General features: G+C 63.3%; 24 protein-coding genes. All 24 read right to left on the reverse strand.

Annotation, left to right across the window (positions count from 1 at the left end; translation table 11 throughout):
- Nucleotides 1–36 precede the first annotated feature (36 nt).
- Nucleotides 37–930 carry a CheW domain-containing protein gene (locus tag CAY82_RS23295; RefSeq protein WP_087503252.1) on the reverse strand — a complete coding sequence of 298 codons (894 nt, stop codon included), beginning with the start codon at nucleotides 928–930 and terminating at the stop codon, nucleotides 37–39.
- Nucleotides 930–1,718, reverse strand: a complete 789-nt coding sequence (locus CAY82_RS23300) for a ParA family protein (RefSeq protein ID WP_087503253.1) — start codon at nucleotides 1,716–1,718, stop codon at nucleotides 930–932. Before CAY82_RS23300 ends, CAY82_RS23295 begins: the two co-directional genes overlap by 1 nt.
- 215 nt (nucleotides 1,719–1,933) lie before the next feature.
- Nucleotides 1,934–2,791, reverse strand: a complete 858-nt coding sequence (motD, locus tag CAY82_RS23305; protein WP_087503254.1) for a flagellar motor protein MotD — start codon at nucleotides 2,789–2,791, stop codon at nucleotides 1,934–1,936.
- A gap of 3 nt (nucleotides 2,792–2,794) precedes the next feature.
- The gene (locus CAY82_RS23310) at nucleotides 2,795–3,535 is read right to left on the reverse strand and encodes a flagellar motor protein (protein WP_087503255.1); all 741 of its coding nucleotides are present in this window, start codon (nucleotides 3,533–3,535) and stop codon (nucleotides 2,795–2,797) included.
- The gene (locus CAY82_RS23315; RefSeq protein WP_087503256.1) at nucleotides 3,535–4,668 is read right to left on the reverse strand and encodes a chemotaxis response regulator protein-glutamate methylesterase; all 1,134 of its coding nucleotides are present in this window, start codon (nucleotides 4,666–4,668) and stop codon (nucleotides 3,535–3,537) included. The genes CAY82_RS23310 and CAY82_RS23315 overlap by 1 nt, the downstream gene beginning before the upstream one ends.
- 46 nt (nucleotides 4,669–4,714) lie before the next feature.
- Nucleotides 4,715–6,952: a chemotaxis protein CheA gene (locus CAY82_RS23320; protein ID WP_087503257.1), complete on the reverse strand. Its 2,238-nt coding sequence runs from the start codon at nucleotides 6,950–6,952 to the stop codon at nucleotides 4,715–4,717.
- Nucleotides 6,953–6,964: 12 nt separating this feature from the next.
- Nucleotides 6,965–7,753 carry a protein phosphatase CheZ gene (locus CAY82_RS23325; protein ID WP_087503258.1) on the reverse strand — a complete coding sequence of 263 codons (789 nt, stop codon included), beginning with the start codon at nucleotides 7,751–7,753 and terminating at the stop codon, nucleotides 6,965–6,967.
- A gap of 20 nt (nucleotides 7,754–7,773) precedes the next feature.
- Nucleotides 7,774–8,148, reverse strand: a complete 375-nt coding sequence (locus tag CAY82_RS23330) for a chemotaxis response regulator CheY (RefSeq protein ID WP_170931119.1) — start codon at nucleotides 8,146–8,148, stop codon at nucleotides 7,774–7,776.
- A 118-nt stretch (nucleotides 8,149–8,266) separates the two neighbouring features.
- Nucleotides 8,267–9,007 carry an RNA polymerase sigma factor FliA gene (fliA, locus tag CAY82_RS23335; RefSeq protein WP_087503260.1) on the reverse strand — a complete coding sequence of 247 codons (741 nt, stop codon included), beginning with the start codon at nucleotides 9,005–9,007 and terminating at the stop codon, nucleotides 8,267–8,269.
- Nucleotides 9,004–9,846, reverse strand: a complete 843-nt coding sequence (fleN, locus tag CAY82_RS23340) for a flagellar synthesis regulator FleN (RefSeq protein ID WP_170931121.1) — start codon at nucleotides 9,844–9,846, stop codon at nucleotides 9,004–9,006. Before fleN ends, fliA begins: the two co-directional genes overlap by 4 nt.
- Nucleotides 9,847–9,930: 84 nt before the next feature.
- A complete protein-coding gene (flhF, locus tag CAY82_RS23345) occupies nucleotides 9,931–11,241 on the reverse strand; it encodes a flagellar biosynthesis protein FlhF (protein ID WP_087503261.1) in 1,311 nt (436 codons plus the stop codon).
- Between the two features lie 11 nt (nucleotides 11,242–11,252).
- Nucleotides 11,253–13,382 carry a flagellar biosynthesis protein FlhA gene (flhA, locus tag CAY82_RS23350; protein ID WP_087503262.1) on the reverse strand — a complete coding sequence of 710 codons (2,130 nt, stop codon included), beginning with the start codon at nucleotides 13,380–13,382 and terminating at the stop codon, nucleotides 11,253–11,255.
- A gap of 463 nt (nucleotides 13,383–13,845) precedes the next feature.
- The gene (gene flhB, locus CAY82_RS23355; RefSeq protein ID WP_087503263.1) at nucleotides 13,846–14,988 is read right to left on the reverse strand and encodes a flagellar biosynthesis protein FlhB; all 1,143 of its coding nucleotides are present in this window, start codon (nucleotides 14,986–14,988) and stop codon (nucleotides 13,846–13,848) included.
- A 2-nt stretch (nucleotides 14,989–14,990) separates the two neighbouring features.
- Nucleotides 14,991–15,767, reverse strand: coding sequence for a flagellar biosynthetic protein FliR (fliR, locus tag CAY82_RS23360; RefSeq protein WP_087503264.1), 777 nt, complete (start codon nucleotides 15,765–15,767; stop codon nucleotides 14,991–14,993).
- A gap of 7 nt (nucleotides 15,768–15,774) precedes the next feature.
- Nucleotides 15,775–16,044, reverse strand: coding sequence for a flagellar biosynthesis protein FliQ (gene fliQ, locus CAY82_RS23365; protein ID WP_013973591.1), 270 nt, complete (start codon nucleotides 16,042–16,044; stop codon nucleotides 15,775–15,777).
- Between the two features lie 21 nt (nucleotides 16,045–16,065).
- The gene (fliP, locus tag CAY82_RS23370) at nucleotides 16,066–16,821 is read right to left on the reverse strand and encodes a flagellar type III secretion system pore protein FliP (RefSeq protein WP_087503265.1); all 756 of its coding nucleotides are present in this window, start codon (nucleotides 16,819–16,821) and stop codon (nucleotides 16,066–16,068) included.
- Nucleotides 16,821–17,255, reverse strand: coding sequence for a flagellar biosynthetic protein FliO (gene fliO / locus CAY82_RS23375; RefSeq protein ID WP_170931122.1), 435 nt, complete (start codon nucleotides 17,253–17,255; stop codon nucleotides 16,821–16,823). Before fliO ends, fliP begins: the two co-directional genes overlap by 1 nt.
- A gap of 12 nt (nucleotides 17,256–17,267) precedes the next feature.
- Nucleotides 17,268–17,738, reverse strand: a complete 471-nt coding sequence (gene fliN / locus CAY82_RS23380) for a flagellar motor switch protein FliN (RefSeq protein WP_087503274.1) — start codon at nucleotides 17,736–17,738, stop codon at nucleotides 17,268–17,270.
- Nucleotides 17,739–17,785: 47 nt separating this feature from the next.
- Nucleotides 17,786–18,754, reverse strand: coding sequence for a flagellar motor switch protein FliM (fliM, locus tag CAY82_RS23385; RefSeq protein WP_087503267.1), 969 nt, complete (start codon nucleotides 18,752–18,754; stop codon nucleotides 17,786–17,788).
- Between the two features lie 9 nt (nucleotides 18,755–18,763).
- On the reverse strand, nucleotides 18,764–19,261 hold the full coding sequence (fliL, locus tag CAY82_RS23390; protein WP_087503268.1) for a flagellar basal body-associated protein FliL: 498 nt from the start codon (nucleotides 19,259–19,261) through the stop codon (nucleotides 18,764–18,766).
- A 218-nt stretch (nucleotides 19,262–19,479) separates the two neighbouring features.
- Complete coding sequence (locus CAY82_RS23395) at nucleotides 19,480–20,739, reverse strand: flagellar hook-length control protein FliK (protein ID WP_087503269.1); 1,260 nt, start codon at nucleotides 20,737–20,739, stop codon at nucleotides 19,480–19,482.
- 72 nt (nucleotides 20,740–20,811) lie between these two features.
- Entirely contained in the window at nucleotides 20,812–21,159 is a 348-nt protein-coding gene (locus CAY82_RS23400) for an Hpt domain-containing protein (RefSeq protein ID WP_087503270.1), read from the reverse strand.
- 44 nt (nucleotides 21,160–21,203) lie between these two features.
- Nucleotides 21,204–22,895, reverse strand: a complete 1,692-nt coding sequence (locus CAY82_RS23405) for a fused response regulator/phosphatase (protein ID WP_087503271.1) — start codon at nucleotides 22,893–22,895, stop codon at nucleotides 21,204–21,206.
- Nucleotides 22,896–22,903: 8 nt separating this feature from the next.
- The gene (locus CAY82_RS23410; RefSeq protein ID WP_013973600.1) at nucleotides 22,904–23,209 is read right to left on the reverse strand and encodes an STAS domain-containing protein; all 306 of its coding nucleotides are present in this window, start codon (nucleotides 23,207–23,209) and stop codon (nucleotides 22,904–22,906) included.
- Nucleotides 23,210–23,566: the final 357 nt, after the last annotated feature.

Genomic DNA, 23,566 nt, shown 5'->3' on the forward strand with positions numbered 1-23,566 from the left:
TACCCTCAATATCCGCCATCGGCGGTGTGTTCGGTGTCATTTATGTTTGGCGTGCATCTGCCTGACCGCGCCACTGGCGATCAGCTCGGCCAGTGCGGCGACGTCGAGCAGTGCACACATGTGTTCAATCACCGTGCCGGCCAGCCACGGGCGCTGACCACGCTGGCTGCGCCACTTGATCTCGGACGGGTCCAGACGCAGCGAGCGGCTGACCTGGTGCACGGCCAGCCCCCATTCGAAACCCTGCACAGAAATCACGTATTGCAGGCCCTGGCGAAAATCATCTCGGTAGCGGTCGGGCATCACCCAACGTGCAGTGTCCAGCACCTTCAGGTTGCCGGCCTGGCAGGTCAGGATGCCCAGGAACCAGTCGGGCTGGCCGAACAGCGGTGTCAGTTCCTGACCGGCCAGGGTGTAGATCGAGCCCAGGCACACCAGTGGCACCGCCAAGGTCAGACCGGCCACATCGAACAGTAGGCATTCGAACGGCTCGGCGGCCCAGGCCGGGCGACCATCGACGATGGCCGGGGGCACGGGCAGGTTGGGTGCAGGCAGGTGCACATCCACCAGCGGTACCGCAGGCTCCACGGTCTGCTGTTCGACCAGAACCGGGATGCTGGCCTCGGCCACTACCTCGCGCTCGACCACCGTCACCACCGGTGTTTCCACCGGCATCACGCGGGGCAGCACCGCCAGCCTGGGCTCGGCGAATGGCCGCGGTCCGGGGCTGGCGGCTGCTTCGGCTGGTGCCGGCCTGGCCTGCTGCGAGGCATCACGCGCCTGCTCTTCGCGCACCGCTTCGGCGAACTCGTCCGCCGCTGCCGGTGCCTCGAACAGGTCTTCGGCTTCGGTAGCCTCCTGCAGCAGGCCGTCGAGGTACGATTGCAGGGCCATCTGTGGCCGGGTGCTGGTTTGCCGGGTCTGGGTCATCAAGCCACCTGCGCCGCAGTCTTGTAGGTCAGCAGGTGCTTGAGCAACGCCCGATAGGCAATCAGCCCGCGGCTCTTGCTGTCGAACTGCGAGGGCGTGACGCCCTTGCGGCTGGCATCGCGCAGGCGCGTATCCACCGGTATATAGCCCTGCCACACATGCTGGCCATAAGTGTCACGCAGCAGCTTGAGCGTGCCGAGCGAGGCCTGGGTACGGCGGTCGAACAGGGTCGGCACGATCTGGTATGGCAGCGCCTGCTTGCGCGAGCGGTTGACCATGGCCAAGGTCCCGACCATGCGCTCCAGCCCCTTGACCGCGAGAAATTCGGTTTGCACCGGAATCACCAGCTGCTGGCTGGCTGCAAGGGCATTGACCATAAGCACACCGAGCAAGGGTGGGCTGTCGATCAGGGCATAGTCGAAATCCTGCCACAGCTGCGCCAGACTCTTGGCGATCACCAGGCCCAGACCGTTCTGCCCCGGGGACTGACGCTCCAGCACCGCCAGCGCAGTGCTCGACGGCAACAGCGAGATGCGTTCGTCACTGGTCGGCAGCAACAATTGCCCGGGCAGGCCTTCAGGCACCACGCCCTTATGCAGGAACAGGTCGTAGCAGCTGTGCTCCAGGGAATCCGGATTGTGCCCGAAATAGCTGGTCATCGAGCCATGCGGGTCGAGGTCGACAACGACCACGCGCTTGCCGGCCTCGGCCAGCAGGCCGGCCAGGGCGATGGTAGTGGTGGTCTTGCCGACGCCACCTTTTTGATTGGCTACTGCCCAGACTCTCATCAAGCAAACTCTATCTATTGATTTGGCAGGGACACTGCTGGGGCAACTGTCTTGCTGAACATCTGAAAGCTCGTGCGATCAGTGTGGGAGCGGGTTTACCCGCGAACACCGGCGCAGCCGGTGCCATGCACCGTATCGCCTTCTTCGCGGCTCCCACAGGGGACCGCGCTACATTCAACTACTTGTGCTCTTGGCAACGTCGGGGAATTGACGGATCACTGCCCCGCCACCGCTGCTGGCTTTGCCGGTGCACTTTGTGTGCCAGCCCGACGCAATGCGGCATCCGGCGTGGCATTGGCACTGCCCGAACCAGTCAGGCTGCGGCGCACTTCGAGGTTGCGCGAAATCACCAGCACCACGCGGCGGTTGCGCGCCCGGCCTTCGGCCGTGTCGTTGCTCGCCACCGGCTGGTACTCGCCATAGCCGACCGAGGCCATGCGTGCGGGGTTGACCCCTTCCATGGCCAGCAGGCGCACGATGCTCGCCGCCCGCGCCGACGAAAGTTCCCAGTTGGTCGGGTACTGCGCGGTGCGGATCGGCAGGTTATCGGTAAAGCCTTCGACGTGCACCGGGTTGGCAAACGGCTTGAGGATGCCGGCCACCTTCTCGATGATGGCAAATGCCTTGTCGCTGGGCATGGCATCGCCGCTGTCGAACAGCAACGAGGAATTGAGCTCGATCTCGATCCACAGTTCATTGCCACGCACAGTCATCTGGTCACTGTTGATCAGGTCGCCAAAGGCATCGCGCACGTCATCGCTGATGGTTTTCAGCGGGTCGACACTGGTCGCCCCCAGGCCCGCCTCGGTCTGCTCGCTGTCCTTCACCAACGGCTCGGCCGGGCGCACGCTCAGCGGCCGCTCTTCGCCGATCGGAATCGGCTTCATGCTGCGCTCGGGGTCGTTGAACACCCCGAGCAAGGCCTGGGAAATGACCTTGTACTTGCCCTCGTTGATCGAGGAAATCGAGTACATCACCACGAAAAAAGCGAATAGCAAGGTGATGAAGTCGGCATACGACACCAGCCAGCGTTCGTGGTTTTCGTGTTCCTCGGTATGACGACGGCGACGCATGAGTTACTCCATGAAGCCTTGCAGCTTCAGCTCGATCGAGCGCGGGTTCTCACCCTCGGCAATCGACAGCAGGCCCTCGAGCAGCATCTCGCGGTAGCGCGACTGGCGCATGACGATGGCCTTGAGCTTGTTGGCGATTGGCAGCAGCACCAGGTTTGCACTGGCGACGCCGTAGATGGTCGCGACAAAGGCCACGGCAATACCGTTGCCCAGCTGCGACGGGTCGGCCAGGTTGCCCATCACATGGATCAGGCCCATCACCGCACCGATGATGCCGATGGTGGGTGCGTAGCCACCCATGCTCTCGAACACCTTGGCGGCCTGGATATCACGGCTTTCCTGGGTCAGGAAATCGACTTCGAGGATACTGCGGATGGCCTCCGGCTCGGCGCCATCCACCAGCAGCTGCAGGCCCTTGCGCGCATACGGGTCAGACTCGCTGTCGGCCACCCCTTCCAGACCCAGCAGGCCTTCCTTGCGCGCGGTCAGGCTCCAGTTGACGACGCGATCGACCCCGCCCGCCAGGTCGACCCGTGGCGGAAACAGGATCCAGCGCAGAATCTGCATCGCACGCTTGAACGACGACAGTGGCGACTGCAGCAAGGCCGCAGCCAGGGTGCCACCCAGCACGATCAGTGCCGCCGGGCCATTGATCAGGGCACCGACATGGCCGCCTTCGAGGAAGTTGCCACCGACAATGGCGACAAAGGCGAGGATCAGGCCAATCAGGCTGAGCACGTCCATCAGACGCACGCCTCCACCAAGTGCTTGCCGATTTCGTCCAGGCTGTATATCGCGTCGGCCAGGTTGGCCTTGACGATGGCCATGGGCATGCCATAGATCACACAGCTGGCTTCATCCTGGGCCCACACCGTGCTGCCGCCCTGCTTGAGCAGGCGCGCACCTTCGCGACCATCGGCGCCCATGCCGGTAAGCACCACCGACAGCACCTTGTCGCCATACGACTTGGCCGCCGAGGCGAAGGTGATATCCACGCATGGTTTGTAGTTCAGGCGCTCGTCACCAGGCAGGATCTTCACCGTGCCACGGCCGTCGATCATCATCTGCTTGCCGCCGGGAGCCAGCAGGGCCAGGCCCGGGCGCAGCATGTCGCCGTCCTCGGCTTCCTTGACGCTGATGCGGCACAGCTTGTCCAGGCGTTCGGCAAAGGCCTTGGTAAACGCCGCTGGCATGTGCTGGATCAGCACGATCGGCGCCGGGAAGTTGGCCGGCAGTTGGGTCAGCACCCGCTGCAGGGCGACAGGGCCGCCTGTGGAGGTGCCAATGGCCACCAGCTTGTAAGGCTTGCGCTTGGGTGCCGGCGAGTGCGCTGGCGCCACTGCCGGGGCCGTTGTACGGGCAGGCACAGGCGTGCGCGCCGCTGTCGGGCTGGTAAGGCTGCTGGCAGGTACGTGGCTGCTGCTTGCTGGCGCAGGCGCGGCGACCGGCGCATGGCTCGCGTAGCTGCCAAAACGGCGGTTGCTGCGGGAAATGGTATGCACCTTCTCGCACAGCAGCTGCTTGACCTTTTCGGGGTTGCGCGAGATGTCCTCGAAGTTCTTCGGCAGGTAATCCACCGCGCCGGCATCCAGCGCATCGAGGGTGACACGGGCGCCTTCATGGGTCAGCGACGAGAACATCAACACCGGCGTCGGGCAGCGCTGCATGATGTGCCGCACCGCGGTGATGCCATCCATCATGGGCATTTCGTAGTCCATGGTGATGACATCGGGCTTGAGCGCCAGCGCCTGGTCGATTGCTTCCTTGCCGTTGGTCGCGGTACCCACTACCTGGATCGTCGGATCCGCCGAGAGGATTTCCGAGACGCGGCGGCGGAAGAAACCGGAATCATCCACCACCAGGACCTTGACTGCCATAAACACTCCATTAGGCGGCGCAACCCGCCAGGGTGCGCCACCGAAATCAAATACGCCGCGCGGCGTAACGCTTGAGCATGCTCGGGACGTCGAGAATCAACGCGATGCGACCGTCGCCGGTGATGGTGGCCCCGGACATGCCCGGGGTGCCCTGCAGCATCTTGCCCAGCGGCTTGATTACCACTTCTTCCTGGCCAACCAGTTGATCGACGACAAAGCCGATGCGTTGGGTGCCGACCGACAGGATTACCACATGGCCCTCGTGCTGCTCTTCGTGCACCTGGCCCTGAACCAGCCAGCGCTTGAGATAGAACAGTGGCAGTGCCTTGTCGCGCACGATCACCACTTCCTGGCCGTCGACCACGTTGGTGCGCGACAGGTCGAGGTGGAAAATCTCGTTGACGTTGACCAGCGGGAAGGCGAACGCCTGGTTGCCCAGCATCACCATCAGGGTGGGCATGATCGCCAAGGTCAGCGGGACCTTGATGACGATCTTCGAACCCTGGCCCTTGGCCGAGAAGATGTTGATCGAGCCGTTGAGCTGGGAAATCTTGGTCTTCACCACGTCCATGCCCACGCCGCGGCCGGACACGTCGGAAATCTCGGTCTTGGTCGAGAAGCCCGGGGCGAAGATCAGGTTGTAGCAGTCCGACTCGCTCAGGCGATCGGCGGCGTCCTTGTCCATCAGGCCCTTTTCCACGGCCTTGGCGCGCAGGATGTTGGGGTCCATGCCCTTGCCGTCGTCAGAGATCGACAGCAGGATGTGGTCGCCTTCCTGTTCGGCCGACAGCACCACGCGGCCGGTGCGTGCCTTGCCGGAAGCTTCGCGCTCATCGGGCATTTCCACGCCATGGTCGACAGCGTTGCGCACCAGGTGCACCAACGGGTCGGCCAGGGCCTCGACCAGGTTCTTGTCGAGGTCGGTCTCTTCACCGACCAGCTCCAGGTTGATTTCCTTCTTGAGCTGACGGGCCAGGTCGCGTACCAGCCGCGGGAAGCGGCCGAAGACTTTCTTGATCGGCTGCATGCGGGTTTTCATCACCGCGGTCTGCAGGTCGGCGGTGACCACGTCGAGGTTGGACACGGCCTTGGACATGGCCTCGTCACCGCTGTTCAGGCCCAGGCGCACCAGGCGGTTACGCACCAGCACCAGTTCGCCGACCATGTTCATGATCTCGTCCAGGCGCGCGGTGTCGACCCGCACGGTGGTTTCCGCTTCGCTGACGCCATGCTTGTCGGACGCCGGGGCTGGTGCACGTGGTGCCGAGGCAGGCTTGCTGGCTGCCGCCGGTGCCGGCGCAGCAGCAGCAGCAGCTGGCTTTGCCTCGGGCAGGCTGTCGGCCTTGGCCGCAGTCGGCGCTTGCGCCTTGCCCGCAGCCGGGGCTGCGACAGCAGCAACATCGCCGCCAAACTTGCCCTTGCCGTGCAACTGGTCCAGCAGCGCCTCGAACTCGTGTTCGCTGATTTCGTCGCCGGCGGCACTGGTGTCAGTTGCGGCAGGCGCCGGCGTCTTGGCGGCAGGCAAGGCATCGGCCTGGAAGGTGCCCTTGCCATGCAACTGGTCGAGCAGCGATTCGAATTCGGCGTCGGTGATTTCGTCGCTGGCCGCTTCCGGCGCACTGGCGACCGGCTGCGCGGCAACCCCGGCGCTGAACTGGCCTTTGCCATGCAGTTGGTCGAGCAACGACTCGAACTCGGAGTCGGTGATTTCGTCACCTTCGCCGCTCACGGTCTCACCCTGCATCTGCTCGTCGGCCGCAGCTTGTGCCTTGACCGCATCGAGCGAGTCGAGCAGCTGTTCGAACTCACTGTCGGTGATGTCCTGCTCTTCGACCGGCCCTTCGACAACCGGCTCCGGCGCCGCAGCGGCAGGCGCTTCGACGGCTTCGGCGCCGCCCGGCTCGGCCAGGCGCGACAACGCCGCCAACAGCTCGGGGGTGGCCGCGGTCACTTCGGTGCGCTCGCGCACCTGGCCAAACATGCTGTTGACCGTGTCCAGTGCCTCGAGCACCACATCCATCAGTTCCGCGTCGACCCGGCGCTCACCTTTGCGCAGGACGTCGAACACGTTCTCGGCGATATGGCAGCACTCCACCAGCTCGTTCAGCTGAAGGAAGCCGGCGCCTCCTTTTACAGTGTGGAAACCGCGAAAGATCGCATTGAGCAGGTCGGCATCGTCGGGTCGGCTTTCCAGCTCGACCAGTTGCTCGGACAGTTGCTCAAGAATTTCGCCGGCTTCTACCAGGAAATCCTGGAGGATTTCTTCATCGGCGCCGAAGCTCATCAAACGTGCTCCTTAAAAACCCAGGCTGGACAGCAGATCATCGACATCGTCCTGACCGGACACGACGTCTTCACGCTTATCGGCATGAATCTGCGGACCTTCACCCCGAGTCGGATGTTTTTCTCGATCTTTTTCTGCGCGCAGTTGATCGTGGTCATGCTGGATGCCCGCAAAGCGGTCGACCTGGCTGGCCATCAGCACCAGTTTGAGCAGGTTGCTTTCCACCTCGGTGACCAGGGCGGTGACGCGCTTGATCACCTGGCCGGTCAGGTCCTGATAGTCCTGGGCCAGCAGAATGTCGTTGAGGTGGCCGGCGACCTTGCGGTTGCCTTCGGCGCTGTGCGTCAGGAAACTGTCGACGCGCTTGACCAGGTCACGGAACTCCGGCGCGGCCACTTCGCGGCGCATGAAACGCTGCCAGTCGGCACTCAGGGCCTTGGCCTCACTGGCCAGGCCGTTGAGCACCGGGGTGCTTTCCTCGACCAGGTCCATGGTGCGGTTGGCCGCACCCTCGGTGAGCCTGACCACGTACGACAGGCGCTCGGTGGCGTCGGTTATCTGCGACACCTCCTCGGCCTGCGGCATGGTCGGGTCTATCTGGAAACTGACGATGGCACTGTGCAGCTCGCGGGTCAGCTTGCCGACTTCCTGGTACAGGCCCCGGTCGCGGGTCTGGTTCAGCTCGTGAATCAGTTGCACCGCCTCGCCGAAACGGCCCTGCTCCAGGCTTTCGACGAGTTCCTGGGCATGTTTCTTCAGGGTCGATTCGAACTCGCCCAAAGACGTTTGTGATGAATCCATGGCGCGCCCCCTGACGTGACTCAGCCGTTGACGCGTTCGAAGATCTTCTCGATCTTTTCTTTGAGCACCTGGGCGGTGAACGGCTTGACCACGTAGCCATTGACGCCGGCCTGGGCCGCTTCGATGATCTGGTCGCGCTTGGCCTCGGCAGTCACCATCAGTACCGGCATACCTTTCAGCTTGTCGCTGGCACGCACTTTACGCAGCAGGTCGATGCCGGACATACCGGGCATGTTCCAGTCGGTCACCAGGAAGTCGTAGTGGCCGCTTTCCAGCATCGGCAGCGCCGTGATCCCGTCATCGGCTTCGTCCGTGTTGGTGAAGCCCAGGTCACGCAACAGGTTCTTGATGATCCGCCGCATCGTCGAAAAGTCGTCAACGATGAGGATTTTCATGTCTTTGTTCAAGTAGACCTCCAAGCAGTCTCAAACGCGCTCGGCCCCGAGCGCGCATTCAATCAATTCGATGCAACATGGAAAACGCACGTGGAAAACGACTGCAACGACGGCGGACTCAACGCGCCCGCCATTCCCCCAGGCGGCTGCGCAGGCGCGCGGCACACTGGCTGTGCAACTGGCTGACCCGCGACTCGCTGACACCCAGCACCTCACCGATTTCCTTGAGGTTCAGCTCTTCGTCGTAGTACAGCGCCAGCACCAGGCGCTCACGCTCCGGCAGATTGGCGATGGCCTCGGTCAGGGCAACCTGGAAGCGCTCGTCCTCCAGGCCACGCGCAGGCTCGACCTGACCACTGGCGCCATCCTCATGCAGCCCTTCGTGCTCGCCGTCCTGCAACAGGTCGTCGAAGCTGAACAGGCGGCTGCCCAGGGTATCGTTCAAGATCCCGTAGTAATCATCGAGACTCAATTGGAGTTCGGCAGCAACTTCATGATCTTTAGCGTCACGGCCGGTTCTGGCTTCCACTGCACGTATCGCGTCACTGACCATGCGCGTGTTGCGGTGCACCGAACGCGGCGCCCAGTCGCCCTTGCGCACTTCGTCCAGCATGGCCCCGCGAATGCGGATGCCAGCGTAGGTTTCAAAACTGGCGCCCTTGCTGGCATCGTACTTGTTGGCCACTTCCAGCAGGCCGATCATGCCGGCCTGGATCAGGTCCTCGACCTGCACGTTGGCCGGCAACCGCGCCAACAGGTGGTAGGCGATGCGCTTGACCAGCGGGGCGTAGCGTTCGATCAGCTCGTACTGCGCATCTTTCGACGCCCGGCTGTACATCTTGAAACCGCTGGCGTTCATAGCACAGGTCCCGCGCTGGTGGGTTGCACCAGGCGCTCGACAAAGAACTCCAGGTGACCGCGCGGGTTCGCCGGCAGCGGCCAGCTGTCGACCTTCTGGGCAATTGCCTTGAAGGCCAGGGCGCACTTGGAGCGTGGGAAAGCTTCGTAGACGGCGCGCTGCTTCTGTACCGCCTTGCGCACGCACTCGTCATACGGCACGGCGCCTACGTACTGCAGGGCAACATCGAGGAAACGGTCGGTGACCTTGGTCAGCTTGGCGAACAGGTTGCGCCCTTCCTGCGGGCTCTGCGCCATATTGGCCAGGACACGGAAACGGTTCATGCCGTAGTCGCGGTTGAGCAGCTTGATCAGGGCGTAGGCATCGGTAATCGAGGTGGGTTCGTCGCATACCACCAGCAGCACTTCCTGGGCAGCGCGGACGAAGCTGACCACCGAGTCCCCGATACCGGCCGCGGTGTCGATCACCAGCACGTCGAGGTTGTCGCCAACTTCGCTGAAAGCCTGGATCAGCCCGGCATGCTGGGCCGGGGCCAGGTGCACCATGCTCTGCGTACCCGAGGCCGCCGGCACGATGCGCACACCACCGGGGCCTTGCAGCATCACGTCGCGCAGCTCGCAGCGCCCTTCGATGACATCGGCCAGGGTCCGCTTGGGGGTAAGGCCCAGCAGCACGTCGACATTGGCCAAACCGAGGTCGGCGTCCAGCAGCATGACCCTGCGACCAAGCTCGGCCAGCGCCAGGGACAGGTTCACTGAAACGTTTGTCTTGCCGACGCCACCTTTGCCGCCGGTTACGGCAATCACCTGTACGGGATGCATGCTACCCATGTCTGATATTTACCTTATCTCGCGGGGACTCAGGCCACACGCGGGGGCATTGTACATACCCCTTGGTATAGCTACCTTGCATACGTTTCATCATCAACCCGCTCTCCTTGGGTTGTGATAGAGATCAGCGAACATGTCGGCCATGGCCTCTTCACTGGGCTCGTCCTGCTGCTGCACATTGACCGCGCGGGTGACCAACTGGTGCCCCCGAGGCAGGTGCAGGTCGTCAGGAATGCGCGGCCCATCGGTCAGGTAGGCCACTGGCAGTTCATGACTGATGGCAAGGCTCAGCACGTCGCCAAGGCTCGCCGTTTCATCGAGTTTGGTCAGGATGCAACCGGCCAGGCCGCAGCGTTTGTAGCTGTGGTAGGCAGCGGTCAGCACCTGCTTCTGGCTGGTGGTGGCCAGCACCAGGTAGTTCTTCGCGGCAATGCCACGCCCGGCCAGGGTTTCCAGTTGCATGCGCAGGGCCGGGTCGCTGGCCTGCAGGCCGGCGGTATCGATCAACACCACGCGCTTGCGCAGCAGCGGCTCCAGCGCCGCGGCCAGCGACTGGCCCGGGTCGACGTAGGTCACCGGCACGTTGAGGATGCGCCCCAGGGTCTTGAGCTGCTCCTGGGCGCCGATGCGGAAGCTGTCCATGCTCACCAGCGCCAGGTTCTGCGCGCCGTACTTGAGTACGTAGCGGGCGGCCAGCTTGGCCAGGGTGGTGGTCTTGCCCATGCCGGCCGGGCCGACCATGGCGATCACCCCGCCCTCTTCGATCGGCTCGACCTCAGGAATTTCGATCATCCGCGCCAGATGCGCCAGCAGCATGCGCCAGGCGTGGCGTGGCTCATCTATCTCAGCAGTCAGTTCCAGCAGCTCGCGGGCGATCGGCCCAGACAGGCCGATGCGCTGCAGCCGGCGCCAGAGGTTGGCCTGCTGCGGCTTGCTGCCCTGCAACTGATTCCAGGCCAGCGAGCCGAGCTGCACTTCCAGCAGCTCGCGCAGGCCCGACAGCTCCGAGCGCATGGCATCGAACAAGCGCGGGTCGACCGGTGCCGGCGCAGGGGCTGCAGCAACGGCCTCGGGGGCCTCGACGTGCGGTTCGATCAACGGTTCGGCGGCGGTCAGCGACTGCCCGGCGAACAATTGGCGGTTGTTGTCGCTGCTGTCCTGGCGGTGGTCCAGCTCGGCCCGGGCAGTGGCGATGCGCGTATGGGTCTTGCGCAGCTCTTCTTCCAGCTCGGCATTGGGCACACGCGGGGCCAGGGCGGACAGCTTGTAGTCCAGCGCAGCCGTCAGTTCGACACCGCCAGCGATGCGACGGTTGCCGATGATGGCAGCATCGGCACCCAGCTCATCGCGGACCAGCTTCATGGCCTGACGCATATCGGCGGCGAAAAATCGCTTAACTTGCATTATCCCCTACCTCAGCCGTTAGGGCCCACGGTGGCAACGATGGTGACTTGCTTGTTGTCAGGTATTTCCTGATACGCCAGAACATGCAAATTCGGTACAGCCAGGCGACCGAAACGCGACAGCATGGCACGGATCGGGCCGGCGACCAGGAGGATGGCCGGCTGGCCCTGCATTTCCTGGCGCTGGGCCGCCTCGATCAGCGAACGCTGCAGCTTCTCGGCCATGCTCGGCTCCAGAAGAACTCCGTCTTCCTGACCTTGCCCAGCCCTTTGCAGACTATTGAGCAAAATCTGTTCCAACCTTGGCTCCAAGGTAATCACTGGCAGCTCCGACTCAACGCCAACAATGCTTTGCACGATGGCGCGACACAATCCGACGCGCACTGCCGCCACCAACGCGGCGGTATCTTGACTCTTGCTGGCGTTGTTCGCAATCGCCTCGGCGATACTGCGAATATCGCGCACTGGCACCTGTTCCGACAACAGCGCTTGCAGCACCTTGAGCAGGCCCGACAAGGAAATGACACCCGGCACCAACTCTTCTGCAAGTTTAGGCGATGCCTTGGCCAGCACCTGCAGCAGCTGCTGGACCTCTTCGTGGCCGATCAGCTCATGGCAGTGCTTCTGCAGGATCTGGTTGAGGTGGGTGGCCACCACGGTACTGGCATCGACCACGGTGTAGCCCAGCGACTGCGCCTGGGCGCGCTGGCCGACGTCGATCCACACGGCTTCAAGGCCAAATGCCGGGTCGCGTGCGGCAATGCCGTTGAGGGTGCCGAATACCTGCCCCGGGTTGATGGCCAGTTCGCGGTCCGGGTAGATCTCGGCTTCGGCCAGGATCACCCCCATCAGGGTCAGGCGATAGGCGCTGGGCTGCAGGTCGAGGTTGTCGCGGATGTGCACGGTGGGCATGAGGAAGCCCAGGTCTTGCGACAGCTTCTTGCGCACGCCCTTGATCCGCGCCAGCAACTGGCCACCCTGGTTGCGATCGACCAGCGGGATCAGCCGGTAGCCAACCTCCAGGCCGATCATGTCGATCGGCGTGACGTCGTCCCAGCCCAGCTCCTTGGTTTCCAGCGCACGCTGTGGCGAGGGCAGCAGGTCCTGCTGGCGCTGCGCCTCTTGCTGCGCTTGCACCTTGGCCTTCTGCTGCTTCTTCCATACCAGGTAGGCGCCGCCACCGGCCAGCAGGCCGAGGCTGAGGAAGGCCACGTGCGGCATGCCCGGCACCAGACCCATGACGATCATCAGTGCGCCCGACACTGCCAGCGCCTTGGGCGAATCGAACATCTGCCGGTTGATCAGCTTGCCCATGTCCTCGGAGCCCGAGGCCCGGGTAACCATGATCGCGGCGGCCGTGGACAGCAACAGTGATGGCAATTGCGCCACCAAACCGTCACCGATGGTCAGCAGGGCGTACACCTTGCCGGCATCGCCGAAGCTCATGCCGTGCTGCAGCATGCCGATGAGCATGCCGCCAATCAGGTTGATGAAAAGGATCAGCAAGCCGGCGATGGCATCACCGCGGACGAATTTGCTGGCACCGTCCATCGAACCGTAGAACTCGGCTTCCTGCGCTACCTCGGCACGACGGTGCTTGGCCTGGGCCTGGTCGATCAGGCCGGCATTGAGGTCGGCGTCGATGGCCATCTGCTTGCCGGGCATGGCATCGAGGGTGAAACGTGCGCTCACTTCCGAGATACGCCCGGCGCCCTTGGTCACCACCACGAAGTTGATGATCATGAGGATGGCGAACACCACGGCACCGACCACGTAGTTACCGCCGATCACCACCTCGCCGAAGGCCTGGATCACCTTGCCGGCAGCACCGTGGCCCTCCTGGCCATGCAGCATGACCACCCGGGTAGAGGCCACGTTCAGGGCCAGACGCAACAGCGTGGCCACCAGCAGGATGGTGGGGAACGCGGCAAAGTCGAGCGGGCGCAGGGCATACACGCAGACCAGCAGGACCACGATCGACAGGGCGATGTTGAAGGTGAAGAACACGTCGAGCAGGAACGGCGGTATCGGCAACATCATCATTGCCAACATCACCAGCAGCAACAGCGGCACACCCAGGTTGCCCCGGCCGAGCCCGGCCAGGTTGTTACGGGCGTTGCTGATTAACTGAGTGCGATCCACCGCGAGTCCTCTTGATGCAAAACTTTGACGCACAGGGGGCGCCTGGCGCTGGCTTTGCAAGAAGCTTTCCAACTTTGCTCGACGGTGTTCGCCCTGAGGTTTTTTTCGCCTGGCGAGATCGAGCGCCGCCCGCGCGGCGCTTCGCGGGTGTTCGCCTTGACGCTTTCTGCGCCTGTGAAATCGAGCGCCGCCCGCGCGGCGCTTCGCGGGACAAGCCCGCTCCCACATTTGCTGCAACGTGGCCATGCCTGTGGGAGAGGTGTTGTCAGCCGGGGGGCAGGACTTGAGACAGGTGATGCGGCAGCAATGCCAACTCAGAAATCCAGTCATCCCACCAAGGCAGGCAACCATGGCCTGACAGGTTCGGCACGTTGCAACAAATGTGGGAGCGGGCTTGCCCCGCGAAGCGCCGCGCGGGCGGCGCTCGATCTCACAGGCGCTGAAATGGCATGGCGAACACCGGTCAACTGTCGCGGCGCAGGTCCGGCGGGATCGGCAGGTCGTCCTTTAGCGGCTCCGGCCGCTTGCCCTTGCCAGCCCGGTACTGGCGGACCTGGAATACATAGGCCAGCACCTGCGCCACCGCCAGGTACAGGCCGGCAGGGATTTCCTGCTCGAGCTCGGTGGAGTAGTAGATCGCTCGCGCCAAGGCCGGCGACTCGAGGATCTGGATCTTGTGCTCCACACCGATCTCGCGAATCTTCAAGGCCATGAAGTCGGTACCCTTGGCCAGCAGCAACGGCGCCGCACCGCCCTTGTCCGGGTCGTATTGCAAGGCCACCGCATAATGCGTCGGGTTGGTGATGATCACGTCCGCTTCGGGCACGGCCGCCATCATGCGCCGCTGCGACACCTCGCGCTGCAGCTGGCGAATACGCTGCTTGACCTCGGGCTTGCCTTCGCTGTCCTTGTACTCATCCTTGATTTCCTGCTTGGTCATCTTCAGCTTTTTGTGCGTCTGCCACAACTGGAACGGCACGTCCGCCGCCGCGATCAACAGCAGCCCGGCCGACATCCACAACGCACTCCAGCCCACCACCTGCAGGCTATGGATGATCGCCTGCTCCAACGGCTCATTGGCGATGGAGAGCAGTGCCTGGCGGTCATTGACCAGCACCACTACCGCCACGACCAGAATCACGAAAAACTTGGCGAGTGCCTTTAACAGCTCGGTCAGCGCATTCAGCGAGAACATGCGCTTGATCCCCGACAAGGGATTCATGCGGCTGAATTTCGGCTGAAGCAGGCTGCCGGAAAACAGGAAACCGCCCAGGGCAATCGGCGCGACGAAGGAAATCACGAACAACAGGATCAATATCGGCTGCACCGCCCAGATGGCCATCTTGCCCGAGGCCAGCAGGAAGGCGCCCATGGCCCGCTCGTCAACGATGAAGTCGCGGGTCAGGCTGAAGTTCATACGCATCATCGCCAGCAGCGTCTCGGCCAGGTGGCCGCCGAACGCCAGCAGGCCACCAGCACCGGCCAAGGTCACCGCCACCGTGTTCAGCTCCTTGGAGCGCGCAATCTCGCCTTTCTCGCGGGCATCGCGCTTGCGCTTATCAGTGGGGTCCTCTGTCTTGTCCTGACCGCTTTCGCTTTCTGCCATGCTCAGCGCGTCCTAGCCAGTTCACGCAGCCATTGCAGCGCTTCGCTGGCCAATGCCTGGTAATGGGAAAGTATATCCGCCAGGCCGACCCAGAAAATGAACATGCCCATGACCAGAGTCAGCGGAAAACCGATGGAGAAAATGTTCAACTGCGGCGCTGCACGCGTCATTACGCCAAAGGCGATGTTGACCACCAGCAGCGCTGCGATAGCCGGCAGGATCAGCAGCAGGCCGGCACCGAACACCCAGCCCAGGCGCCCGGCCAGCTCCCAGAAGTGGTTGACCACCAGCGCATTGCCCACCGGCAAAGTGGTGAAGCTTTCGGTCAGTACCTCGAACACCACCAGGTGGCCATTCATCAGCAGGAACAACACGCTCACCAGCATGGTCATGAACTGGCTGATCACCGTGACGTTGACACCGTTGGCTGGGTCGACCATCGAAGCGAAGGCCATGCCCATCTGCACCGCGACGATCTGCCCGGCAATCACGAAGACCTGGAACAACAGCTGCAAGGCCAGGCCGAACAGCGCGCCGACGATGATCTGCTCGGCGCACAACAGCAAACCCCGCAGGCTGAGCGGGTCAAATTCAGGCAGGGGCGGGAGCGCCGGCACGATCACCACGGTAATCGCCACCGCCACGTACAGACGCACCCGCGCCGGCAACATGCGGGTGCCAAAGATAGGCATGGTCATCAGCACTGCAGTCACCCTGAACAACGGCAGGATGAAGGTGGCGACCCAGGTGCCGATCTGCGTGTCGGTCAACTCCAGCATCGCCGCGTCAACCGATCAGCTGCGGGATGTTGGTGTAGAGACTGGTGATGTACTCCATGAACTTCTGCACCAGCCACGGCCCGGCGATGATCAGCGTGACCAGCATCACCAGCAGGCGCGGCAAGAAGCTCAGGGTCTGTTCGTTGATCTGCGTGGCAGCCTGGAACATCGCCACCACCAGGCCCACCAGCAGGCTCGGCACCACCAGCACGGCAACCATAAGGGTAGTCAGCCACAGGGCATCACGGAACAGGTCGACAGCTACTTCAGGGGTCATCGGCGGCTCTCCTTGACGGCGTCAGACGCCGCCGAAACTACTGGCCAGGGTCCCCATGATCAGCGCCCAGCCATCGACCAGCACGAACAGCATGATCTTGAACGGCAGCGAGATGATCAGCGGCGACAGCATCATCATACCCATGGCCATCAGCACACTGGCTACCACCATGTCGATGATCAGGAACGGAATGAAGATCATGAAACCGATCTGGAACGCGGTCTTCAACTCGGAAGTGACGAACGCGGGCACCAGAATCGTCAGCGGCACCTGGTCCGGGCCGGCGATGTCGGTGCGCTTGGACAGGCGCATGAACAGGTCGAGGTCGCTTTGCCGGGTTTGCGCCAGCATGAAGTCCTTGAGGGGCCCCTGGGCCTTGTCGATGGCCTGCTGGGCGGTCATCTGCTCCTTCAGGTACGGCTGCAGCGCGTCCTGGTTCACCCGGTCGAATACCGGGGCCATGATGAACATGGTCAGGAACAGCGCCATGCCGGTGAGCAACTGGTTCGACGGCGTCTGCTGCAGGCCCAGCGCCTGACGCAGGATCGAGAACACGATGATGATGCGGGTGAAGCTGGTCATCAGGATGACGAACGCCGGAATGAAGCTGAGCGCCGTCATGATCAGCAGGATCTGCAGGCTGACCGAATACTCCTGCTGCCCGTCCGGGGTATTGGACAGGGTAATGGCCGGGATCGACAGCGGGTCGGCGGCCAGGGCCAGCGGCGCAGCCAGCAGCAGCACCAGAATCAACAACATACGCAGCGCGCCGCTCATCACTTCTTGTCCTTAGGGTCCTTGCCCATCAGCTCCATCAGCCGCTGGGCAAACTCCGGCGTCGCCTGGCGGGCGCTTTCCGGTACTTCCACGGGTTCGGCCAGCACATGCAGGGCCTCGATGCTGCCGGGGGTATGGCCGATCAGGATCTGTTCCTTGCCCACCTGCACCAGCAGCAGGCGGTCACGCGGGCCGATGGCCCGGCTGCCGACGATCTCGATCACCTGCCCCCCCTTCACCGCCGTGCTCTGCAAGCGCCGCAGCAACCAGGCCAGGAAGAAGATCAGGCCGACCACCAGCAGCAGGCCGAAGACCATCTGCGCCAGTTGCCCGCCGAGACTGCCAGGCGCTGCTGCCGGGGGTGCCGTCGGCGTGGCCGCGGCCAGGCAGGCCTGGCTGGCGAGCAACGCGGCGAACGCCGCGATGGCGCGCATCGTGCCCTTCACTCAGCGCAGCTTCTTGATACGTTCGCTGGGGCTGATCACGTCGGTCAGGCGGATGCCGAACTTCTCGTTGACCACCACCACTTCGCCATGGGCGATCAGCGTGCCGTTGACCAGCACGTCGAGCGGCTCGCCAGCCAGGCGGTCGAGCTCGATCACCGAGCCCTGGTTAAGCTGCAACAGGTTGCGGATGTTGATCTCGGTGCTGCCCACTTCCATGGAAATGCTCACCGGGATGTCCAGGATCACGTCCAGGTTAGGGCCTTCGAGGCTGACGTTTTCGTTCGGCTTCGGCGAGCTGGCGAACTCCTCCATCGGCAGGCGGCCCGGGCCGCTGGTGCTGCTACCGGTGTCACCACCCAGCAGTGCATCGATGTCGGCCTGGCCGGCTGCACCGGTTTCTTCCAGTGCCGCAGCCCACTCATCGGCCAGTGCCTGGTCCTCTGGGGAGGTGATCTCGTTTTCGTTAGCCATGGTTTCCTCGACAGGCATTCAATTCGTTATGTGCGACCGGCACGCCGTCAGCGGCGTTCGATCGGGTCGATGATCTGCAACGCCAGGTTGCCCTTGTGCGAACCCAGGCGCGCCTTGAACGACGGCACGCCGTTGGCGCGCAGCACCAGGTGCTCGGGCAGCTCCACCGGGATCACGTCGCCAGGCTGCATGTGCAGGATGTCGCGCAGCTTCAGCTGGCGCCGGGCGACCGTGGCGCTCAGCGGCACGGCCACGTCAAGCACGTCCTCGCGCAGGGCCTTGACCCAGCGCTCGTCCTGGTCATCCAGGTCGGACTGGAAACCGGCATCGAGCATTTCCCGCACCGGCTCGATCATCGAGTACGGCATGGTCACGTGCAGGTCGCCGCCGCCACCGTCCAGCTCGATGTGGAAGGTGGACACCACTACCGCCTCGCTAGGGCCAACAATGTTGGCCATGGCCGGGTTTACCTCGGAGTTCATGTACTCAAAGGTGACCGGCATGATTGCCTGCCAGGCTTCCTTGAGGTCGACAAAGCACTGGTCCAGCACCATGCGCACCACCCGCAACTCGGTGGGGGTGAACTCGCGGCCCTCGATCTTGGCGTGACGGCCGTCGCCGCCGAAGAAGTTGTCCACCAGCTTGAACACTAGCTTGGCGTCGAGGATGAACAGCGATGTGCCGCGCAGCGGCTTGATCTTGACCAGGTTGAGGCTGGTCGGCACGTACAGCGAGTGCACGTATTCGCCGAACTTCATCACCTGTACGCCACCCACTGCCACATCGGCGGAGCGGCGCAGCAGGTTGAACATGCTGATACGGGTGTAACGGGCGAAGCGCTCGTTGATCATTTCCAGGGTCGGCATGCGACCCCGCACGATACGGTCCTGACTGGTCAGGTCGTAGCTTTTGATGCTGCCAGGCTCGGATGCACTCTCGGTCTGCACCAGCCCGTCGTCGACGCCATGCAACAGGGCATCGATTTCATCCTGGGACAGCAGGTCCTGTACGGCCATTGCGGACTCCTACTGCAATACGAAATTGGTGAACAGCAACTGGTCGACGACCGGCTTGCCGACTTCCTTCTGCGCCACTTCCTGAACCACCACGGTGGCCTTCTGGCGCAGCATTTCCTGCCCCACCGGGCTGCCGGCCAGGGTGTCGAAACCTTGCCCGGAGAACATCATCACCAGGTTGTTACGGATCACCGGCATGTGCACCTTGAGGGCATCCAGGTCGGCCTGGTTGCGCGCTTGCAGGGTGATGCTGACCTGCATGTAGCGCTGGCGACCGTTCTGGTTGAAGTTGACCACGAAGGCCGGGGCCAACGCCTCGTAGATAGCCGCAGGCTTGACGTTACTGGCTACAGGTTCGGCGCCCGGGGCCGGCTCGCTCTTGTGCATGATGAACCAGGTAGCGCCCACCGAAAGGCCGATCGCCAGCAATAGGCCCACTACTGCCAGCAGGATCAGCTTGAGTTTGCCTTTAGTGGCGGGGTCTTTGACTGCTTCGCTCTTCGCCATGCCAATAATCCGTCGTCCATCGGGGGTTCAAGGGAGAATGGCTTGGCTTGAGCAAGTGTTATGCCAGATTTTGCAGTGGGGCGATTTCAGCAGGGTCAACTGTGCTGGCTTCTTCGCGGGTGAACCCGCTCCCACAGGACCTCCACAGGCTTCGAAACCTGCACTGTACTTGTGGGAGCGGGTTTACCCGCGAAGAGGCCAGTACAGGCAATCGGGATCTACGCGTAATAATCGACCGCACTGTCGCCAACAACCACCTGCTGCTCCACAGGCCGGGCACTATCGACCGCCTCGGCCGCACCCTGTTCGGCCCGGCGCGCCGCAACCCCGGACAGATTGCTGTCCTGCGCCTGCCCCTGCTGCTGTTGCTGCCCGCGCGACTGATCGGCCACGTTGACATCCGGCTGCGCCAACCCCTGCTGGGCGAACAGTTCGCGCAAGCGGTGCACCTGGCTGTCGAGGGCATCACGCACGCCGGCATGGCCACTGATGAAGGTGACCTGGGTCGACTGGTCCGTCGCAACATTGACGCGAATGTCCAGGCGCCCCAGTTCTGCAGGCTCCAGCTGGATATCCGCCGACTTGAGGTTCTGGCTGGACAGGTACATGACCCGGTTGACCAAGCCCTCTGCCCAGGCGTTCTGGTTCATCGGCAGCGGTTGGTGCAATGGGTTGGCATTTGCCGGCACGGCACTGGCGGTCTTGGCCGTGGCGGCCTGGGTCAGGTTGGCCAAGCGGTTGGCGAAATCATCGACGCGCGTATCGCTGCTGGCGCTCTTGGTGTCCTTCAGGCCATCTTCGAGCAAGGCACCGAAGGCCTTGTCGCCAGGCTCGCCCGCTTCACCCTCAGTACTCTCGACCAGACTCGCCAAGGTATTGACGCCCCCCTGCCCCTCCTCACCCTGAGCTTGCGCAGGGTCCAGGGCATGTGCCGAGGTCACCCCCTTGGCCTGTGCACTATGCTCCAGCGCCAGGCGCAAGGTAGGCAGGCCGGCCAAAGGGTCGGCTTCAGGATCGAAGGCTTCCTCGGTGGCCGGCTCCTCGGGCAGTGCGGCGGTGACCTGCGCGGTGGCGGCCTGCAACACCGGCGCCACCGCCTCGGCCTGTGCCTGGATCAGTTGTGCGCCAGGCTGGGCGTCGGTGACCTGGCCGGCCACCAGGCTGGCATCGCGCAAGCCGGTGTCGACCGGGGCCCGGTCGTCGGCTGGCAATTGTTTGCCGTCATCGGCAACCGCGGATTTGTCGGCAGGGTCTTTCTTGCCGCTCTGTGCCGCCTCGGGCTTGTCCTTGGGCTTGGCCTGGGCGGCCTTGTCGTCCTGCCCGGCGGCCTTGTCGCGACCCTGCCTGGCCATCACCTGACCGAAGCCGTCGCCCTTGTCGCCCGGCGCTTGCAGCGGCTTGTCGGCCTGTGCGTTGGCCGAACGCGAGGTGTTGGCAATGGCGTTGGCTTGCATCAATGGGTTGGGTGCGACAGGCATCGAGCGGTCTCCGCGCCAGAAACGAAAAAATCATCCAGCCAGAGACAGGCAAGACTCGCGCCAAGTCGCGTATCAGCCCGCCGAAATGCGATGCTGCTCACCCCGGTAGAAGCGCTGCACCTCGAGGAATTCCAGGTCGATACGGTTGATCAGGTCCTCGATGCCATACAGCGGGGGCCGCCGCGCGCGCTCCTCCAGCTGCTGGCACAGGCTGGCCAACGCCACCGCCCCCATGTTGCTGCTGCTACCCTTGAAACTGTGGGCCGCGGAACCGAGCTCTTCGGCACTTTTGGCCGCGTGTAACTGGCCCAGACGCCGTTCGGAGTCGTCGAGAAAAGTCTGCACCAACTGCAGGTAGCCATCTTCCATGACCTCACGCAGGTCACTGAGTACCTTGTGGTCAATATGCATGTCTGTCACTTGTTCGCTCCTTGATCAAGATTATGCCCGAGCCAGTCTGTGGCTCACCAGACGAACTCCACATGCGCGCAGCGCCCACCCTCACTCCAGCGCGCGCCGCTGGCCAGCCGCCGCACCAGATTCAGGCCTCGCCCACTCAGCCCTTGCTCCAGCGAGGGCCGCGACAGCACCCGCTGCACATCAAACCCGGCACCGCTATCACGAACCTCGATCATCAGACGCCCGCCGTCAGCGTAGGGTTCAACCTTGAAATCTATACGTACGTATCCGTCGGTCAGCACCCCCAGGCGCCGGGCGCGCTCCTGATAATAGTCGGCAAAGCCCTGCACATCGCGCTTGAGCTGCGAGTCCAGGCCCAGCACGCCATGTTCCAGGGCATTGGAATACAGCTCGCTGAGCACACTGTGCAGGTTGCCGGTACGCGCACGCAGGCCGTGAATCTCTTGCAAAAACTGCACCAGGTACGGTATCGGGTTGAAGCGTTTCAGGCTCTCGCCACGCACCTCGAACCCCAGTGACCAGTCCAGCGGGCTGGAACGGCCGCTATCAGAGTAGATCATCGGCGTCGGCACCCGCTCCTCGGCACTGAACATCCGAATGTCGCACAGGCTGATGTCATCGCGCGGCCGCCCGCCAAAGCGCTCCAGGGCCTGCATCACTTCGTCGAACAGCTGCGCCGGATCACGATTGTCGGCCAGCACCTTGCGCAGGCGTTGTACACCGAACAGGCGCTCCTGGTCGTTGGCGGTGTCGAGCACACCGTCCGATAGCAGCAGTACACGCTCGCCCGGCGCCAACGGCAATACCTCGGTGCTGTCATCGAAACGCTCGGCGCCCAGAATACCCAGCGGCAGGTGCCGCGAACTCAACGCCGACAGCACCTGGCCATCCACTGCCAGACGATAGCCATCAGGCATGCCACCATTCCACACTTCCACCGAACCGCGCTGCATGCTGAGGTTGAGCAGCAGTGCACAACAGAACATGTCCACTGGCAGGATGCGCTTGAGCTTGGCGTTCATCTCGCGCAGGATCTGCGCCATGCCGTAGCCCTTGGCGGTCATGCCATAGAACACTTCGGCCAGCGGCATGGCCCCTACGGCCGCCGGCAGGCCGTGGCCGGTGAAATCGCCGAGCAGCACACGCATGTCGCCGGACGGGGTGAATGCGGCCAGCATCAGGTCGCCATTGAACAGCGCATAGGGCGATTGCAGGTAGCGGATGTTCGGCGCGGCCAGGCAGCCGGAGTGGGCCACCTTGTCGAACACCGCCTTGGCCACTCGTTGCTCGTTGAGCAAGTGATGGTGGTGCCTGGCAATCTGGTCGCGCTGCTCCAGCACGGTGGCTTGCAACCGGCGCAGGCGGTCCATGGCGCGGATCTTGGCGCCGAGGATCACCGCACTGTAGGGCTTTGCCATGAAGTCGTCGCCACCAGCCTCCAGACAGCGCACCAAGCCCTCCTCCTGGTTCAGCGAGGTGAGGAAAATGATCGGCACCAACGCCTCGCCGGCCAGGGCCTTGATCTGCCGCGCCGCCTCGAAGCCGTCCATCACCGGCATCAACGCATCCAGCAACACCAGTTGCGGGCGCCGCTCGACGAACAGCGCCACCGCCTGCTCGCCGTTTTCCGCAGTGAATACCTGATGGCCCTGGCGGCGCACGATCTGCGCCAGCAGCAGACGGTCGGCGGCACCGTCCTCGGCGACCAGCACGGTCAACGCTTGTTCGGCCGACATGTCGGCGCTCAACTGATATCGAAGAGTTTTTCGAAATTGGAGATGGCGAGGATCTTGCGGACATCGGAACTGGCATGTACCACGCGCACATCCGACTCATCGCCGCCAGCGTGATCGCGCAGCAACAGCAGCATGCCGAGCGCGGAGCTGTCGAGGTAAGTGGTGTCCTTCAGGTCGACGACCACTGAATCGGGCCGGCTGGGCTGACGTTCGTAGGCGTCACGAAATTCCTGGTGCTTGCCGAAATCGAAGCGCCCCTTGATCTTTATCGTCAGCTTTTTCCCGTCCTGCGAAAAATCAGTCTCGACAGCCATGCTAGCGATTCCTTCGATGATGGCGGATGCAACTCTTTAAAGGTGTAGCAGGCGGTAATAGGGGTGGCAAGTGTTCGTCATAGGCTTTGCAGCGCCTGCAAGGTCGAGCGCCGCCCGCGCGGCGCTTCGCGGGTGTTCGCCTTGAAGCTTTCTGCGCCTGTGAAATCGAGCGCCGCCCGCGCGGCACTTCGCGGGTGTTCGCCTTGAAGCTTTCTGCGCCTGTGAAATCGAGCGCCGCGCGGGCGGTGCTCGATCTCACTGGCGCAGAAAGTGCCAAGGCGAATACCTGAAACCTATAGATGATTCTGCCGCGGCAGGCGCTGCGACAGCTCGTCGAGCAGCCGCTGCTCGCGCTTG

It is taken from the genome of Pseudomonas sp. SID14000 (genome assembly GCF_002165135.1).
Lineage (GTDB): Bacteria > Pseudomonadota > Gammaproteobacteria > Pseudomonadales > Pseudomonadaceae > Aquipseudomonas.

Coding starts and splice junctions, on each gene's coding strand:
- fliQ (WP_013973591.1), bottom strand. CDS start 16,044: ATGACCCCTGAAGTAGCTGTCGACCTGTTCCGTGATGCCCTGTGGCTG.
- fliM (WP_087503267.1), bottom strand. CDS start 18,754: ATGGCCGTACAGGACCTGCTGTCCCAGGATGAAATCGATGCCCTGTTG.
- CAY82_RS23405 (WP_087503271.1), bottom strand. CDS start 22,895: ATGTCGGCCGAACAAGCGTTGACCGTGCTGGTCGCCGAGGACGGTGCC.
- fliR (WP_087503264.1), bottom strand. CDS start 15,767: ATGCTGGAGTTGACCGACACGCAGATCGGCACCTGGGTCGCCACCTTC.
- CAY82_RS23330 (WP_170931119.1), bottom strand. CDS start 8,148: ATGAAAATCCTCATCGTTGACGACTTTTCGACGATGCGGCGGATCATC.
- fliN (WP_087503274.1), bottom strand. CDS start 17,738: ATGGCTAACGAAAACGAGATCACCTCCCCAGAGGACCAGGCACTGGCC.
- CAY82_RS23320 (WP_087503257.1), bottom strand. CDS start 6,952: ATGAGCTTCGGCGCCGATGAAGAAATCCTCCAGGATTTCCTGGTAGAA.
- CAY82_RS23315 (WP_087503256.1), bottom strand. CDS start 4,668: ATGGCAGTCAAGGTCCTGGTGGTGGATGATTCCGGTTTCTTCCGCCGC.
- motD (WP_087503254.1), bottom strand. CDS start 2,791: ATGCGTCGCCGTCGTCATACCGAGGAACACGAAAACCACGAACGCTGG.
- fliA (WP_087503260.1), bottom strand. CDS start 9,007: ATGAACGCCAGCGGTTTCAAGATGTACAGCCGGGCGTCGAAAGATGCG.
- CAY82_RS23295 (WP_087503252.1), bottom strand. CDS start 930: ATGACCCAGACCCGGCAAACCAGCACCCGGCCACAGATGGCCCTGCAA.
- fliP (WP_087503265.1), bottom strand. CDS start 16,821: ATGAGCGGCGCGCTGCGTATGTTGTTGATTCTGGTGCTGCTGCTGGCT.
- CAY82_RS23310 (WP_087503255.1), bottom strand. CDS start 3,535: ATGGACGTGCTCAGCCTGATTGGCCTGATCCTCGCCTTTGTCGCCATT.
- flhF (WP_087503261.1), bottom strand. CDS start 11,241: ATGCAAGTTAAGCGATTTTTCGCCGCCGATATGCGTCAGGCCATGAAG.
- CAY82_RS23300 (WP_087503253.1), bottom strand. CDS start 1,718: ATGAGAGTCTGGGCAGTAGCCAATCAAAAAGGTGGCGTCGGCAAGACC.
- CAY82_RS23410 (WP_013973600.1), bottom strand. CDS start 23,209: ATGGCTGTCGAGACTGATTTTTCGCAGGACGGGAAAAAGCTGACGATA.
- fliO (WP_170931122.1), bottom strand. CDS start 17,255: ATGCGCGCCATCGCGGCGTTCGCCGCGTTGCTCGCCAGCCAGGCCTGC.
- CAY82_RS23395 (WP_087503269.1), bottom strand. CDS start 20,739: ATGCCTGTCGCACCCAACCCATTGATGCAAGCCAACGCCATTGCCAAC.
- flhB (WP_087503263.1), bottom strand. CDS start 14,988: ATGGCAGAAAGCGAAAGCGGTCAGGACAAGACAGAGGACCCCACTGAT.
- CAY82_RS23325 (WP_087503258.1), bottom strand. CDS start 7,753: ATGGATTCATCACAAACGTCTTTGGGCGAGTTCGAATCGACCCTGAAG.
- fliL (WP_087503268.1), bottom strand. CDS start 19,261: ATGGCGAAGAGCGAAGCAGTCAAAGACCCCGCCACTAAAGGCAAACTC.